Consider the following 16,262-nt stretch of genomic DNA (forward strand, 5'->3'; position numbering starts at 1 on the left):
GGCCTAGAGGACCTTCGACAGGAAGTCGCGGGTGCGCTCTTGCTGCGGGTTGCCGAAGAGCTGTTCAGGTTCGCCCTGCTCGCAGACGACGCCGTCAGCCATGAAGATCACCCGGTCCCCCACTTCGCGGGCAAAGCCCATTTCGTGGGTCACCAAGACCATGGTCATGCCGGATTCTGCCAGCTCCTTGATCACCTGCAGCACCTCGCCAACCATTTCGGGGTCAAGCGCGCTGGTGGCCTCGTCAAAGAGCATGATTCCAGGAGCCATGGCCAAGGCACGGGCAATGGCAACGCGCTGCTTCTGGCCGCCGGACAGGGACGACGGACGAGCATCCGCCTTGTCCTTGAGCCCGACTCGCTCCAGCAGCTCCAGCGCGCGTTCACGGCCCTGCACCTTGTTCATCTTCTTCAGCTCAACTGGCGCGAGCATGATGTTCTCGGCAACCGACATATGCGGGAAGAGATTAAAGTGCTGGAACACCATGCCCACATGGCGGCGGACTTCATTGATGTCCACCTTGGGATCGGTGACGTCAAAGCCGTCAACGACGACCTTGCCCGAGGTAATGTCCTCCAGCTTGTTCAGGCAACGCAACAGCGTGGACTTGCCCGAACCCGATGGACCGATCACGCATACTACTTCGCCCTCGCGGATGTCGATGTCAATGCCCTTCAGGACATTATTGGAGCCAAAGGATTTATGCAGATCCTTGACCTCGATCTTCACCTGGGAGCTCTTTACAGTTTCCGCGCTCACTTGTTGAACCTCCGATCGGCGTAGTTAGCCAACTTGGTCAGGGCCATGATGGCAATGAAGTAAATGACACCTACGATGAGCAGGGTTTCGGTCACGCGGAAGTTCGCTGCGTAAATCTGCTGGCCCTGGTAGAGCAATTCGCCAAAGCCGATGGCCAACAGCAACGAGGAGTCCTTCAGGCTGATAATGAGCTGGTTGATCAATGATGGGGTCATCATCTTGAAAGCCTGGGGAACCACGACCTTCTGCATGGACTTGCCATAGCCCAGGCCCAGGGAGCGAGACGCTTCAAGCTGTCCCGGATCCACCGACTGGATGCCACCGCGAACGATTTCCGCAACGTATGCGCCGGCGTTGAGCGACAGTGTCAAGATACCGGCGGTCCACACCGAAATTTCCCAACCGGTCAGCTGCGGCAGGCCGAAGTAGAACATGAACGCCCAGAGCAGCAGCGGGGTGCCACGGAAAATATTAACGAACGTCGTGGCAATGCCGCGCAAGACAATGTTGTGCGAGATCTTCAGGAAGCCGAAGACCAGGCCAAGCACCATGGCAATTGCGAAGGAAATCGCCGTCACCAGCAGGGTGTGCCACAGGCCGGTCATCAGCGCCGGGAGGGACTTGGCGACCAGGTCGAAGAAGTTGCTTGGTACCGCGGCGCTGGGATCAGCAAGATACTCGTCGAGAATCTCCTGGTACTGGCCATTTGCCTTCAATTCGGCCAGGCCGTCATTAAACGCGGCCAGCAGGGCAGTATTTTCGCCCTTGTTCACGGCGAAGCCGTAGGAGCCGCCGGGCACCTTGTCGGTGACGGTCTTCAGGCCATTGCCCTGGGCGATGCCATAGGCCAGCACGGGATAGTCATCAAACACTGCAACAGCCGAACCGGACTTCACCGATTCGTACATGGTTGCCGACTGGTCAAGCGACTTGACCTTGAATCCATACTCCTTGGAAATGGACTTTGCGTAGGACTCGCCTTCGGAGCCGGTCTTGGCTACAACCGTCTTCCCGTCCAGGTCTTCATAGCCCTTGATGTCCTCATCGTTCTTGGACACGGCCATCTGAACGCCGGACTCGAAGTAAGGCTCGGAGAAATCGTAGATTTCCTTGCGCTCGTCGGTGATCGACATGCCAGCGATCACGCCATCCACCTGGTTGGCCGACAAGGCAGCCAAGGCGGCGCTGAAGCCGAGGGAACGGACTTCAACCTTGAATCCCTGGTCTTCGGCAATTGCTTGCAGGATATCCATGTCGATACCGGTCAGTTCCCCATCCTTGCGGAATTCGAAGGGGGCGAAGGTGGTATCTGTACCAATTACGTAGGTCTGGCCTTCGGCGCTCTCGCTGCCTTGGGCCATAGCCGATGGTGCGCCGACGACCAAGGCCATCAGGCCGATGGCCGCGGCCGCAACCCAACGCCTCAGGCGCCCGGTGCGGGCAACTCTTTGAATCTTTTCCACTGATGATCGCTTTCTCGTGCTGAAGGGCGAGTGGCCCAAGCTGCAGATAGGTTCCTATTCCAGCAAGCCTAAGCGCAATAAAGTCTAGCCGGAACCCTTGGCCCGTTGGCACCACGGTTTTTCGCATTGGACTTGGCGGTTCTGTCCGCGCTGAGCATAGCTTGCGCCCATCAGTCCCCGCAGTGGGATTGAATAGGGATATGACTGATCCATCGTTGACCGCCAATCCTCCGCACGCCGCGCAGCGTCCGACCACCCGCAGCTTCCATGGCGATGATTTCATCGACAACTACGAGTGGCTTCGCGAGAAGTCCAGCTCCGAGGTCATCGAGCACCTCAAAGCCGAAAACGACTACACCGACGCAGTCACGGCTGACCAGCAGCCACTGCGCGATGATCTCTTCAACGAGATCAAATCCCGCACCGTGGAGACCGATTTGTCGGTCCCGGTCCGCCGGCGCGGATGGTGGTATTTCACGCGTTCCGCCGAGGGAAAGCCCTACACCGTGCAGTGCCGGGTCAAAGCCGCGGATTCCTCGGACCCGGTCGCCGATTGGACCCCGCCGGTGATAGATGCCGAGCAGCCGCTGCCCGACGAAGAGGTCTTGCTGGATGGCAATGCGCTGGCCGAGGGCAAGCCGTTCTTCTCGCTCGGCGGCATGGCATTGAACGAAGAAGGCAATCTGCTGGCCTACTGCGTAGATAATGCCGGCGACGAGCGCTTCACCCTGTACGTCAAGGACTTGCACACCGGGCAGTTATTGCCCGATGTCATTGACGGCGTTTTCTACGGACTGGCTTTCTCCCCCGACTCCTCCACTGTGTTCTACACCGTCGTTGACGAGACTTGGCGTCCGAACCGGATTCTTGCCCACCGCCTTGGCACCGATGCAGCGCAGGACCAGCTGGTCTTTGAGGAAAATGATCCCGGAATGTGGCTCGGATTCGATCTGAGCCCCGATCGCAAGACCCTGATGATTTCCAGCGGCAACTCCGAGTACTCGGAAACCAGCATGCTGGATCTGACCCGCGATCAGGCGGAGGTGGCCTTGCTGGTTCCCCGCAGCCTGCGGGTGCTGCACGGAATCGACTTGATGCCAGGCACCGGGCAGGCCTTGATTACCCATGACTACCAGGCGCCAAACAACATGGTCTCCTTGGCGGCCTTGGACCAGCTGGGCCGGGATGCCAAGCCAGAGCAGTGGCAGACCGTGGTGGCTCATGAAAATACGACGAAGATCGAGGGCACCGCCTTGACCCGCTCGCACGTGATTCTTTCGGTGCGCCGCGATACCTGCGAACGAATCCAGCTGATCCCGCTAGAAGGCTTGGGCACTGGAGAACAGGCCCCCGCGCTCGAACCTCAGTTTGAAGATGAGCTGTTCACCGCCTCTCCAACCTTCGCCGAACTCGATGCCCCGCTGATCCGCATCAGCTACACATCTGATTTCACGCCGGCGCGCGTATACGACCTGTGGCTTCAAGACCAGTTGCTGGTGCTGCGCAAGCAGACTCCGGTCAATGGCTACGACGCCTCCAAGTACCTCTCCACTCGCGATTGGGCCACGGCAGCGGACGGGACCAGGATTCCGCTGACCATCATGCGCCGTTCGGACCTGGATACCTCCGTGCCCCAGCCGGTGCTGATCTACGGCTACGGTTCCTACGAAGCTTCCATGGATCCGGGCTTCGGCATCCCGCGCCTGAGCGTGCTGGATCGCGGCGTCGTATTTGTCATTGCGCATGTGCGCGGCGGTGGCGAGCTGGGCCGCGACTGGTACCTGCAGGGAAAGAAGCTGCACAAGAAGAACACGTTCACCGATTTCATCGATTCCACCCGGCACCTGATCGATTCTGGCCTGGCGGATCCGAAGCGCATCGTTGCCCTGGGCGGTTCTGCCGGCGGGTTGCTGATGGGCGCAATCGCGAATATGGCTCCCCACTTGTACACGGCGGTCATTGCCCAGGTTCCATTCGTGGACGCGCTGACGTCGATCTTGGATCCCGATCTTCCGCTCTCCGCGTTGGAATGGGAAGAATGGGGCAATCCCATCGAAAGCAAGGAAGTCTATGACTACATGAAGTCATACTCGCCTTACGAGAATGTCACCGCCCAGGCCTATCCCAAGATCGCGGCAGTGACTTCGCTCAACGACACCCGCGTGCTGTACGTCGAGCCGGCCAAGTGGGTTGCCAAGCTCAGGGAGCTGGGCACCGGAAGTGCCCCGATCGTGCTCAAAACCGAGATGGACGGTGGCCACGGTGGCGCCTCGGGCCGCTACGAATCCTGGAAGTCGAGGGCTTGGGATTATGCCTTTGCCTTGGACTCCCTGGGCTGCACCAAGCTCATCTGATTTCTGCCACTGACCAGGAAGGGCGGCCATGCGCCATATCGACATCAAGGACCACCGCGGCGATACGTCGGTGCTCCGGTTGCTGGTGCTGGCCGCCGGTCCTGTCGGAGAACAAGGCCTGCAAGACCTCCTGGATGAATGCGAGAACCTCCCGGTATTCGCTCACTTCACCAAGGAGGGCGACGTCGCAGCGCTGGCAGCGTATCGGCACAGTGATCAGTATTCGCTGTGCCTGGAATATCTTGCCGTTCTCCCTGAATTCCAGCATCGCGGTTTGGGACGAGCGCTGCTCGAAGAACTTCGCGCCCTGCATCGCAAGAATCTGTGGGCCACCACGGATGATGACGCCATCGATTTTTACCGCGCCCTGGGCTGCGTGATCTCCAATTCGGCAGGAGATCCGCGCTGGCCCGGTGTTGCGCGATACTTGTGCACCTTGCCCTATTTGCCGCTGCTGGCTAGCCAGCCCGAGGAAGATCCGGAATATGAGCCGGTCAACGGGCAGCTGACCCGGGGAAATATTCGCATCGAGGAACCCTCGCCGAGCTGGCCGCACGACTTCCAGGAACTCTGCGAGCAAATCAGCATGGCGCTAGGGCCTCAAGCGCTGGCCATTGAGCACACCGGTTCCACTTCGGTCCCGGGTCTTCCTGCCAAGCCCATCATTGATATCGCCTTGCTGGTCCCCGATGCCAACGATGAATCAAGCTACGCTCCAGCGCTGGAGCAAGCGGGCTTGGTGTTTTGGCATCGCGAACCCGGTTGGTATGCGCACCGCATGTTCAAGCCGCCCGCCGCCAGTGGGCGCATGGACGCCAATGTCCATGTTTTCCCCGCAGGCAGCCCTGAGTATTTGCGCATGATGCTGTTCCGCGAGCATCTAAAACTGGATGCTGCTGACCGCCAGGCTTATGCGCAGATCAAGCGACAGGCAGCAGCGCAACTGCTGGCCGAGCAGGGAGAGAATGCGCTGGTCATGGATTACAACCGCATCAAGGAACCCTTCATCCTCGAATTGCATCAAAAGCTCTTCGCCCCTTAATTCCGGCATCTGCGCTCCGCAATAGTTCACCGATTGCCGCCGGAAAACTTGACTTAGCTCACATTATGTTATTACCTAATGATCGTTCGGTAAATAAATGGGCGAAGGACAATGATGACCAACACACAGGTAGAAGAACCGGTACCCCACGCCATACTGCGCAATGACTATGCGACCCAATGGATGGGCATCAATGTCATCGAAGTTCGCGAAGGGCACGCTGTCATCAGCATGGAACTGCGCCCTGAAATGCTCAACGGATTCGGCATCGGGCACGGCGGAATGATCTTCGCCTTAGCCGACACGGCCTTCGCACTGAGCTGCAATCCAGCAGAAGGATCCGATCAGAGCATCACCGTAGCCTCCGGAGCAGATATCAACTTCCTGCGGCCTGCAATTCCGGGACGAACACTCACCGCCACCGGCAAATTGGTCTCGCAACAAGGGCGTAGCGGGGTCTATGACATTACGGTGACCCAAGAATCAAGTGACGGCGCCTTGGAAGTGGTTGCCGAATTCCGTGGACGTTCCCGCACCGTCCCGAAGCCCAGCTAAGGCCGCTCCCTCATTCACTTCTCACGAAAGTTTCAGCATGTCTCAGACACCCAGCCGCGATGCACTTCCGAATCCTCTCGATCCCGAAGAGACCATGAGCCGCGACCAGATCGAAGCCATCCAGCTTGAGCGGCTCAAGGAAACGCTGCACCACGCCTATGCGAATGTTCCGCACTACAAGGAAAAATACGACGCTGCCGGGGTCCATCCGGAGGATCTCAAGGAGCTTGGCGACCTTGCGCTCTTCCCGTTCACGGACAAAGAGGACCTGCGCAAGACCTACCCCTTTGGCATGTTTGCCGTGCCCCAGCACGAGGTCTCCAGAATCCACGCCTCCTCCGGTACCACTGGAAAACCAACCGTGGTCGGCTACACCCAGCAGGACCTGGCGGACTGGGCGAAGCTCGGTGCGCGATGCCTTCGGCTTTCGGGAGTCAAGCCTGGCTGGAAGGTTCACAACGCCTATGGCTACGGCCTGTTCACTGGCGGTCTAGGCGCCCACGCCGCTGCCGAACGCCTGGGTGCCACGGTCATCCCGATGTCTGGCGGTCAAACCGATAAGCAGATTTCGCTGATCCAGGATTTTGCCCCGGACGCGATCCTTTGCACTCCCACCTACCTGCTGACTATCGGCGATGCCATGCAGCGCATGGGCCTGGACCCGCGCAGCACCTCGCTGAAGGTCGCCGTCCTCGGCGCAGAGCCATGGACCGAGGAGATGCGCCATGAGCTCGAAGAGATGTTCAACATCGATGCCTGCGACATCTATGGGCTCTCCGAGGTGATGGGTCCCGGCGTGGCCGGCGAATCAAATGAGCGCAAAGACGGCAGCCACATCTGGGAAGACCACTTCCGTCCAGAAATCATTGATGCCTTCGACTCCAGCAAGGTTCTGGGTGACGGCGAACATGGCGAGCTGGTATTCACCTCGTTGACCAAGCAGGCTCTGCCAATTATTCGCTACCGCACCCATGACCTGACTCGCCTCATGCCAGGCAGTGCCCGACCTGGCCACCGCCGCATGGGACGCATCACCGGACGCAGCGATGACATGATTATTCTTCGCGGGGTCAACCTCTTCCCGAGCCAGATCGAAGAGCTGATCCTCAAGGTTCCGGGCCTCTCCCCGCATTTCCAGCTTGTCCTCTCACGCCCAGGCCGGATGGACCAGTTGGCGGTGAAGGTGGAGCGCCGCACGGATGCGTCAGCAGAGCAGGCGCAACATGCCGGGAAGGAACTGGCGAAACTCATCAAGATCCATGTTGGTTCTTCCTGCGCCATCGATGTTGTTGAGCCCGAATCGCTAGAGCGATCCATGGGCAAGCTCAAGAGGATCTATGACCTGCGCAATCAGTAATACGCGCAGGGACATGGAATAATCGATTCATCATGGACACTACCGACACTGCCAGCCGCCCGGTGAAACGCGGGCGCCCCGGGTACGACCAGGACGCCGTATTGAGAATTGCCGTCGAGGCTTTTAATGAATATGGCTATGACGCGACCTCGATGGGCAAGCTCGCCGACCGCTTGGGCATCAGCAAGTCCGCGATTTATCATCATGTTCCGTCAAAGGAGGACTTGCTGCGGCTGGCGTTGGACGCGGCACTAATCCCCCTGGAAGCGGTCAACACCGAGGTGCGCGCGCACGAGGGCAGTGCCGATGAGCGCCTGGAATTTTTCCTGCGCTCGACGATCCGCATTTTGATCGAAAAGCGCCCCTATGTAACCCTGCTCTTGCGCTTGCGGGGCAATACCGAGCTGGAACGCCAGGCTTTGGAACGCCGCCGTGCGATGGACCGCCAGCTTGCCGAGCTGGTCACGGCCGCGCAAAGCGACGGCAAGCTTCGAGATGATCTTGAGCCGCGTTCCACCGCCCGCCTCCTGTTCGGAACAATTAATTCGATCGTGGACTGGTACCGCGTTGATGGACCGCTCGAAGCTTCGGCGTTGGAAGAACAGGCCGTCTCGCTGCTCTTCCACGGTTTGCACATGGTAGTGAAGTAGGCCAGTTTTGAATCCCTCCAATGAGGCTCCCTGCTTTCGGCAGGGAGCCTCATTGGGCATTGCTGGCGGCATGAGCTCAGGTCTTGTGGCGCATCCAACCTTCTGTAATTCTTTGGCTCACAGGATTCACCGTTAGCATCGAAGGGGTGCCTTGTGCACCAGTCGTTGCCAATCGATCGAGTGAAGAGCACCGTGGATTCCATCTTAGAAACCCTGTTCATGGCTACTGCTGACAGCGGTAGTTCCTACGTTCAGATCCTGCTGTCTGCCGCTAGCATGCTGCTAGTTTTCGTCTCCGCAATCCTGCTTGCGCATCGCAATGATTTGGGCTGGTGGACCCTGATCCTCTCGGTTTTTGTCGGCCCGATGATTTCCGCGTTGCAGTTTGATCTCTTGGGGCTGATCTACGCAATCCCGCTGCTGCTGCTGCCGATGTTTGGCCTTTGGCGATTTTCGCAATTCAAGCTCACCGGCAAGTTCAGTCGCGAGGTCACCAAGACGTCCATCACCAGCTGGTCAGCCGTCGGCATGATCGCGGGCTTGATCTTGCTTGTGGCCCTCCGCTTTGGCCCCTTCCTGTTCAACTCCGGCTTCCTGAGCGCTACGCCAGAAGTCTGGGTCATGTACTTCGCTGACGCCGCTATTTTCGCTTCCTTCGTCATGATCGCCCGTGGCGTGCGTGAAGGCTGGCTGCTGCTAGCCCTTGCGGCCATTGCCGATCTGGTGATCTACTTCGTGATTTCGCCAATGCTTGGCATGCTTGGCCTCTACGTGTTCATTGCCCTGGCCGCAGCGTACGGCTTCTTCCTGTGGCGCACTTTGCCTGCGGCAGGGTCTGAGCCCGTGCAGGTGGAGCTGAGTGAGGAAGAGCTTGCCTTGCAAAAAGCGAAGCAGGCGACCTTGGACAAGATGAACGCTGAAACCGAAAAATAACTGAAGGCAACGTGTTCCCGCACCATTTTGGAGCGGGAACACTTTTTTGTTGCTAGTTGCGCCAGCTGTCAGTCAGGTTCAAGGATCCGTCGGCTTGCACGGTGGCGGTGCGGTTGCTCCCTGATTCCCATACGGCATTGCCGCTCTGGTCGTACTTGATGTACTTGTATTCAAACTGGGTCCCGGCAGGAAGATCTGCCGTTCCGGTCCAGCTGGGGTAGTTCGCCGGCGACAGCTGCACAGCCTTGGCAGGATCCCAGCTGCCTAGTTCTGGCTGGTTGCCAACTATGCGGATGTTCTGTCCCATCGTGGTCTCTGCGGTCACGGCCACGCTGACATCGGCGGTGTCTTCCACTGGATCCGGCGTTGGCGATCCGCCGCCGGAACCATCGGCAAGGGCTCCGATATGCAGTGCCACAGCGCCGTAGGCAGGCAGGGTGGCCGTGAATTTACCGTCCGCTCCCACCGTGATGGTCTTCGAGCAGTCTCCTGCACCCACCACATCGCAGTAGGTTCCAGCCGCCAGGGTGCTGGTGTATTCGCGGGTGGCGGCTGCCCCGGTGTTGTTGAGAGCTACAAAGCCCTTGTTCCCCCGCCCGTAGGCTATCTGGTTGCTTCCGTCATCCCACCAGTTGCTCACCGCTGCGTCGCCCACAGCGTTGTTGAAGCCGACCATGCCGGTGATTTCATCTTTCCGCTGCTCACAAGTCCAGGACGAAGAATCGCAGTTCGCATTTGGCACCGAGGAATCGCCCGCTCCGGGAGCGCCAGCTTCCTTGTCGGTGAAGGTGAAGCCCGAGTAGACCGTGGGCGACCCATACGGCCAGGAGAGCATGAAGACGTTGGCCAGCAGGTACTTGGCGCCCCACTTGTAGTTCATGGATTCGCCATTGCGCTCGGTGTCGTGGTTGGTGACGAAAACTCCGGCGCGGTCGCTAGCGAGCTTGCCATCGCCGATGAAGCGCAAGTTGGCGATCTGCGCGTCGAAGTCGTGCTTGAGCTGGCGGGAATAGTCGAATTCGTGGGAGTCGCCGCTGCCCAGGTATTCGCTTTCCTGGATTGGCTCTCCCGAGGCGCCGATGACTTCGTGCACCCAGTAGGCACCGGAGTTCTTCATCTTTGATTTGATGGCTTCCAGGTCTGTTGCCGGGATGTGCTTCGAGGCGTCGATGCGGAAGCCGGAGACGCCGAGCGAAACGAGATCATCCAGGTAGTCGGCGATGTTCTGCTGGACGTAGCTGCTGGAGGTCTTCAGATCCTGGAGGCCTACCAGGCGGCAATGCTGTACTTGCCAGCGGTCAGCGTAGTTGGTGATGTTGGTGCGGCAATCATTAAAGTCCTGGGCCGAGTACTCGGGGAAATGATCCTCGGAGAAGGGCGAGCCAGCGGTGCCGGTGCCGGCTTGGCCGGCGCCAGCCATGTGGTTGACCACCGCGTCGGCGATGACTTTGACGCCAGCGTCGTTGCAGCTATTCACCATGGCGGAGAATTCCTCGCGGTTGCCGAGCTTGGAGTCCACTTTGTAGCTCACCGGCTGGTAGGAGGTCCACCATGCCGTGCCACGCACGTGCTCTGCCGGAGGGGAAACCTGGACATAGCCGAAACCTGCCGGGCCGATGGTGGACTGGCATTCCTGAGCCACTGAATTCCAGTTCCATTGGAAGAGGTTGAGGATGACGTCTTTCCCGTCATTGGATGGGGTGGCGGCCTGGGCTGGCACCGTGAACAACGGCGCGGCGAGCAGGGCCAGCGAAGCGCCTAGGGCCGCGACTGGTTTGGCCCTTCCAGCGCCGATCCGGCGTTTTGTTGATTTGGCACGTGATGGCAAAAGTCCCACAGAAAAGCTCCTTTGAAGTGATGAATGGGCTGCGATCCATCGACGCCACTGCGCCGAGATCGCTCAACCACACGCTCCCCAACAACGTGTGACCTGCGACATAACTGTAAGCGTTTTCTGATGCCTTACCAACAAGTAAATTTCTGTAAACACATTAAATCCGCGAAATCAAAAGGATAAATTGCCATAAAATTTTCCGGCCACACTCAAAATCTTCTCTAAAATGGAAACGCTTACATAGCTGTTTGAAGACCCGGTGCTCGCATTGAGGCACAAAAAAGGGTGGACGCCGCATTCGCGGCATCCACCCCTGAACGGATCGGTTCTTAGACTCCGAAGTTGGCGTAGGTGAGGTTTTCTTTCTCCACCAAGGTCAAGACATCGTAGGTCGCAACAATTTCACCGTTCTGGTTATGCAAGATGGCTTCCCAGGCGACTTCACCGTATTCGTCGGTGACGCGAGGAGTGATCTTCTTGGCCGTGAGCGTCACGCGGATGGAGTCTCCCGCAGCCACCGGCGTGATGAAGCGCAATGACTCCAAACCGTAGTTGGCCAGCACCGGCCCCGGAGCCGGCTCAACGAAAAGGCCAGCAGCCCAAGAGACCAGGAGATACCCGTGGGCCACGATGCCCGGGAAGAACGGATTCAATTCGGCGGCCTTCGCATCGGTGTGCGCATAGAACGTATCGCCGGTCTTCTGTGCGAATTCGCTGATGTCCTCCAAATTCACAACACGAAGGTCCGAGGCGAACCCGTCTCCTATGCGCAGCTCAGCCAGCGACTTGCGAAATGGGTGGGTATTCTTGGCATCGCCACCAAATTTTTCGCATCCCGCCAGGCTCTGCTCAGCCCCTGCATGCCACACCCCGCTCAGGGCAGTGAGCATATTCGGCGATCCCTGCACCGCAGTGCGCTGCATATGGTGCTTGACCGACCGGATTCCGCCGAGCTCTTCCCCGCCGCCGGCACGGCCCGGGCCGCCATGCACAAGGTGAGGCACTGGTGAGCCATGGCCGGTGGTTGAACGTGCGGTTTCCCGGTTCAGGATATGCACGCGGCCATGGTGGGCAGCGATGCCCAGAGCCAGCGAACGCACGATATCGGCATCATTGCTGCACACTGTGGCCACCAGCGAGCCGGAGCCCATCGCGGCCAGTTGGACCGCTTCCTCAAGATTTTCGTAGCCAATGACGGAGCTGACCGGGCCAAAAGCTTCACGGGAGTGGACCAATGGGTTGCGGGCGTCGTCCCAGCGAAGAATTACCGGCGACATGAAGGCACCGGCTTCCGCCACGGCGTCTTGCTCCGGAGCCACGCGCACCGCCGGGGCTTCCAGGCGCCCATAGGCCAGCTCGCCACCGGCGTCGATCATGTCTTGAACGGCTGAGCGCACATCGGCTAGCTGTTCCAATGACGCGAGGGCGCCCATGGTCACGCCATCGACGCGCGGATCGCCGATAACAACTCGCTCGTCAATTCGCTGGCCAATGCCTGCGATAACCGGATCGACGAGGTGGGAGGGAACAATATTTCGGCGGATGGCGGTGCATTTCTGGCCAGCTTTGGAGGTCATCTCCGTGACGACTGCCTTGATAAATGCTTCGAATTCCGGGCTTCCCTCCTGCGCGTCAGGCCCAAGGATAGCCGCGTTGAGCGAGTCGGTTTCTGCCGCAAATCGCACTCCCCCGTCGATGACATTGGGATGGGATTTCAACTTGCTTGCGGTGGCCGCCGAGCCGGTGAAGGCGAACATGTCGCGGTAGTCGAGATGATCCATGATGTCCCTGGCCGAACCCGAAAGCAGCTGCAGGGAGCCTTCGGGAAGGATGCCGGATTCCAGCATCATGCGGACAGCGGCCTCAGCGAGGTAGCCAGTGGGAGTTGCAGGTTTAACAATGGTGGGAACGCCTGCGATAAAGGCCGGCGCAAACTTTTCAAGCATGCCCCAAACAGGGAAGTTGAACGCGTTGACCTGCACCACCACACCACTCATCGCAGTGTAGATATGCGTGCCGATAAAGGAGCCGTCTTTGCTTAGCGGTTCCGTGGGACCGTCGAGGATGACGTTGCTGTTGGGCAATTCGCGGCGGCCCTTGGAGGAAAAGGTGAAGAGCACCCCGATGCCGCCATCGATGTCCACCATGGAATCGATCTTCGTGGCCCCGGTTTTGAACGAAATCTCGTAAAGATCCTTGCGCCGTTCATTCAGATACAGCGCCAGCTCCTTGAGCTTCAGCGCGCGCTCATGCAATGTCAGCTTGGCCAGCTCCTGTTGCCCGGTACCGCGTCCATAGGCGACCGCTGCTGCCACATCCAATTTGTCATTGGTAACCGAGGCAAGCAGTTCCCCCGTGTTGGCGTCACGAACCTCCGTTCCGCCTCCGGATTCGGGAGTCCACCATTTTCCCGCGATGAAGCTGGGCACTACGCTGATCTGTTTTGTCGACATTGACACAATTCCTTCCTGAACGGTCGGTCAGTATTAATATTAACCATATCAGGAAGAGCGTGACCAAGGACACCCGCAATTGGCGATTTTGGGATCCTGAACCCAAACTCCAACCGCGCAATGAGGGCAATACCTGCAGCGAATCAGCGCTGTGCCGCCAGTGAACGCAGGCGCTCGAGATCGCCAGCTTCCATGCCTTGGGCCAGCAGATAAGTGCGCGCTGAACCGATCCAGGCGCAAAAATCCTCCAGTGCCTCAGCACGCTCGCTGATGATTTCCCGCAGTTCTTCCTCGGTGCGATAGCTCTCGTAGGGATGCTTTCGCCCAGAGACCCGGTGCCATTCATTAATGCCCCGCACCGCCAGCTCGTCGTGCACGAGAATGCGATCCGCCAGTCCGGCCAGGTCCAGCAACAGCGTGGCGATCAGCCCCGAGCGGTCACGGCCTGCCGAGCAATGGATGACCGTAGCGCCCTGCGATTTCGCCAAGTCCTCGAATACCGCACGCAGCTGGCTGCCGAATTCCTCGCAGACCAGCTGATACATGCCCGTGTGATTCATATATGGCACGGCCATCGATTCAAACCGCTGATTGCCCGGTGTTTCCAGCGGCAAGTTCACAAGTTCAATGCCGGCAAGACTGGCGTCCGGAACCTCCGGATCATGTTCGCGCCGATGAATCTCGCTTGGATTGCGCAGGTCAATGACCTTGGTGATGCCATCACCCTGCATTTGGCGCCAGCCTTCCGCGCTCAGCCACTCATGGCGCCCCATGCGGTAGAAGGCGCCACAAATATGCCGTGCGTTCACGGCCCCTGCCCACGGCAAATCCCCGGTTTGCTTTTGGTAGTTCAGGCTCTGGTTCATTCCCCCATTGCAACATATTGATTCGCTGTTGTAGAGTTCTAGTCATTGGTAAACGCCAACCAGTCTATTGAAGGAGGGGTAACGATGATTGCCTACCGCCGTTCCCGGTCATTTTTCCCTTTTTCTAAGGACTTTTCCCAATGCATTTTCCTGCTGGAGACCCATCCACCAGCTCGCGGCTGATTACTCCTGAATCCGCAGATCCTGACACGCAACTCAAATTCCACAGGCACAAGCCCGTCTGGAAAGAGTCGGCCATTGACGAGCCGCCTGCCGGCCAGCGCTATTCCACGTGGCCTTTTGTCGAGAAGGGCTTTCGCGGTCCGCAGCCCTATCCCCTGTGGCTGATCGAGGATGCCGGTGCCATGGACACCGAACTGGGCATTCTCAAAACGGGCAAGGAGGGTGATGTCTTCCTGCTCGAACGCGCCATCGGCGGGCGAACAAGCCTGCTGGCCGCAAAACGCTACCGCTCGCGGGACCGCCTGCAATTCAGTCGATCGCAGGCCTACAGCGATGGCCGATCAGCGCGTCGATCCCGTGACAATCGAGCCATTCGCAACAACTCCGCGTACGGCCGCGACATCGCCGCCTTGCAGTGGGCCAACGCAGAATGGGCCTACCTGTTGCGCTGCTACGAGGCGGGCATTCCGGTCCCGTATCCGGTCCAGATTGACGGCACTGAAATCCTGATGGAATTCATTGCGGACCCGGATAATCCGTTGGCTGCCGCGCCTCGCCTCCAGCAGCTCACGCGCTTTGACCCGCGGTTGCCCTCGCTGTGGGAGCAGCTCAGCGAGGCCCTGGAAAAGTTCGCCGGCCTGGGAGTGGCCCACGGCGACTTGTCGGCCTACAACCTCCTGGTTTCCGGCGAGCGCCTGGTGGTCATCGACGTTCCGCAGTGCGTGGATCTGGCCGGCAACCCGCAGGGAATGGACTTCTTGCATCGCGACTGCGTCAATCTTTGCGAGTGGTTCTCCTCCAAGGGGCTGCCCCGCGATCCCGATGAGCTTTTTGCCTCGCTGCTGGGCCACCTGTTCTAACCGCCCTGAAACGCCGCAGTCCCCGCCGGTCGCGTGACCGGCGGGGACTGCGGCGTTTCAGGGGCTCGGCTTGGCGAGTCCTACCAGGAATAGAATCCCTGGCCGCTCTTTCGACCCAGCTTGCCCTGGGCCACCATGTCCTTGAGGATCTGCGGTGGCGCAAAGCGCTCGCCCAGCGTTTCGTGCAGGTATTCGGCAATTCCCAGGCGAACATCCAGTCCGACAATGTCCGTGGTCTTCAACGGGCCGGTTGGATGCTTGTAGCCCAGCACCATGGCATTATCGATGTCCTCCGCGCTCGCCACACCTTCTTCAACCATGCGCATGGCCTCCAGCGCGATGGCCACGCCCAGGCGCGATGAGGCAAAACCCGGAGCGTCATTGACGACGACGGGGGTCTTGCCCAGGGCTTGCACCCAACCGCGGGATGCTTCGACCAGATCCTTGCCGGTTTCCTGCCCAATCACCACTTCGATCAGCGTTGAGGCCGGAACGGGGTTGAAGAAATGCAGCCCGAGGAACTTGGCTGGGCGTGCCAGCTCCTTGGCCAGCCCGCTCACCGACAAGGAGGAGGTGTTGGAGGCCAGCACTGCCTCCGCATCCAGCACCCGCTCCACCGTCTGCAATGAAGACACCTTCAGCTCCCAGATTTCCGGCACCGCCTCGATCACCAATTGCGCCGTGGCGAACTGCTGGTAGTCGGTGCTGACCAAGAAGCGTTGCATGATTTCGCCCTTGGCTTCGCTCGCCAGCCCGCGGGCGATGGAGCGATCCACTGATTCTGCGACCCGCTCGCAGGCTGCCTGTGCCGAAGCCTCATCGCGCTCAACGACGACCACGGTGCTGCCGCCCATGAGCAGGGCGTGGGCAATGCCGGCGCCCATGCGCCCGCCGCCAAGCACTCCGCAGCGCTGCGGCAAGTTGCCGGTGGCGCTATTGCTTGTTGCACTCAT

The 16,262-nt window shown here is 59.4% G+C and carries 13 protein-coding genes; 7 read left to right on the forward strand and 6 right to left on the reverse strand.

Features of this window, described 5'->3' with window-relative positions:
- Positions 1–3: 3 nt before the first annotated feature.
- Both AC6CHO_RS02770 and AC6CHO_RS02775 read right to left on the reverse strand, forming a co-directional pair.
- Complete coding sequence (locus tag AC6CHO_RS02770; RefSeq protein WP_444662586.1) at positions 4–759, reverse strand: amino acid ABC transporter ATP-binding protein; 756 nt, start codon at positions 757–759, stop codon at positions 4–6.
- Positions 756–2,222 (reverse strand): amino acid ABC transporter substrate-binding protein/permease, encoded by a 1,467-nt coding sequence (locus tag AC6CHO_RS02775; RefSeq protein WP_498213536.1) that lies wholly within the window; start codon positions 2,220–2,222, stop codon positions 756–758. Before AC6CHO_RS02775 ends, AC6CHO_RS02770 begins: the two co-directional genes overlap by 4 nt.
- A 200-nt stretch (positions 2,223–2,422) precedes the next feature.
- On the opposite strand from AC6CHO_RS02775, the gene AC6CHO_RS02780 reads away from it, so the two are divergent.
- The 6 genes from AC6CHO_RS02780 to AC6CHO_RS02805 all read left to right on the forward strand — a co-directional run bounded on the left by AC6CHO_RS02780 (position 2,423) and on the right by AC6CHO_RS02805 (position 9,113).
- Positions 2,423–4,576 (forward strand): S9 family peptidase, encoded by a 2,154-nt coding sequence (locus tag AC6CHO_RS02780; protein ID WP_498213538.1) that lies wholly within the window; start codon positions 2,423–2,425, stop codon positions 4,574–4,576.
- Positions 4,577–4,604: 28 nt separating this feature from the next.
- Positions 4,605–5,618, forward strand: a complete 1,014-nt coding sequence (locus AC6CHO_RS02785) for a GNAT family N-acetyltransferase (RefSeq protein WP_498213540.1) — start codon at positions 4,605–4,607, stop codon at positions 5,616–5,618.
- A gap of 114 nt (positions 5,619–5,732) precedes the next feature.
- On the forward strand, positions 5,733–6,173 hold the full coding sequence (locus AC6CHO_RS02790) for a hotdog fold thioesterase (RefSeq protein WP_060703449.1): 441 nt from the start codon (positions 5,733–5,735) through the stop codon (positions 6,171–6,173).
- Between the two features lie 37 nt (positions 6,174–6,210).
- Positions 6,211–7,530 carry a phenylacetate--CoA ligase family protein gene (locus AC6CHO_RS02795; RefSeq protein ID WP_498213543.1) on the forward strand — a complete coding sequence of 440 codons (1,320 nt, stop codon included), beginning with the start codon at positions 6,211–6,213 and terminating at the stop codon, positions 7,528–7,530.
- A gap of 32 nt (positions 7,531–7,562) precedes the next feature.
- A complete protein-coding gene (locus AC6CHO_RS02800; protein WP_498213545.1) occupies positions 7,563–8,180 on the forward strand; it encodes a TetR/AcrR family transcriptional regulator in 618 nt (205 codons plus the stop codon).
- A gap of 192 nt (positions 8,181–8,372) precedes the next feature.
- Entirely contained in the window at positions 8,373–9,113 is a 741-nt protein-coding gene (locus AC6CHO_RS02805; protein ID WP_498213547.1) for a hypothetical protein, read from the forward strand.
- A gap of 52 nt (positions 9,114–9,165) precedes the next feature.
- Here AC6CHO_RS02805 and AC6CHO_RS02810 read toward each other — a convergent pair whose 3' ends face one another.
- From AC6CHO_RS02810 to AC6CHO_RS02820, 3 genes are all read right to left on the reverse strand, one after another.
- The gene (locus AC6CHO_RS02810) at positions 9,166–10,950 is read right to left on the reverse strand and encodes a carbohydrate-binding module family 20 domain-containing protein (protein WP_498213549.1); all 1,785 of its coding nucleotides are present in this window, start codon (positions 10,948–10,950) and stop codon (positions 9,166–9,168) included.
- Between the two features lie 326 nt (positions 10,951–11,276).
- On the reverse strand, positions 11,277–13,400 hold the full coding sequence (gene paaZ / locus AC6CHO_RS02815; protein ID WP_498213551.1) for a phenylacetic acid degradation bifunctional protein PaaZ: 2,124 nt from the start codon (positions 13,398–13,400) through the stop codon (positions 11,277–11,279).
- Between the two features lie 143 nt (positions 13,401–13,543).
- Positions 13,544–14,266, reverse strand: coding sequence for a tyrosine-protein phosphatase (locus AC6CHO_RS02820; RefSeq protein WP_498213553.1), 723 nt, complete (start codon positions 14,264–14,266; stop codon positions 13,544–13,546).
- 140 nt (positions 14,267–14,406) lie between these two features.
- Between AC6CHO_RS02820 and AC6CHO_RS02825 the strand changes: the two genes are divergently transcribed.
- Positions 14,407–15,309: a serine protein kinase RIO gene (locus tag AC6CHO_RS02825; protein ID WP_498213555.1), complete on the forward strand. Its 903-nt coding sequence runs from the start codon at positions 14,407–14,409 to the stop codon at positions 15,307–15,309.
- A gap of 80 nt (positions 15,310–15,389) precedes the next feature.
- On the opposite strand, the gene AC6CHO_RS02830 is transcribed toward AC6CHO_RS02825, so the two are convergent.
- The gene (locus AC6CHO_RS02830) at positions 15,390–16,262 is read right to left on the reverse strand and encodes a 3-hydroxyacyl-CoA dehydrogenase family protein (RefSeq protein ID WP_498213557.1); all 873 of its coding nucleotides are present in this window, start codon (positions 16,260–16,262) and stop codon (positions 15,390–15,392) included.

The sequence above is a fragment of the Glutamicibacter sp. GQ173 genome, from assembly GCF_059759215.1.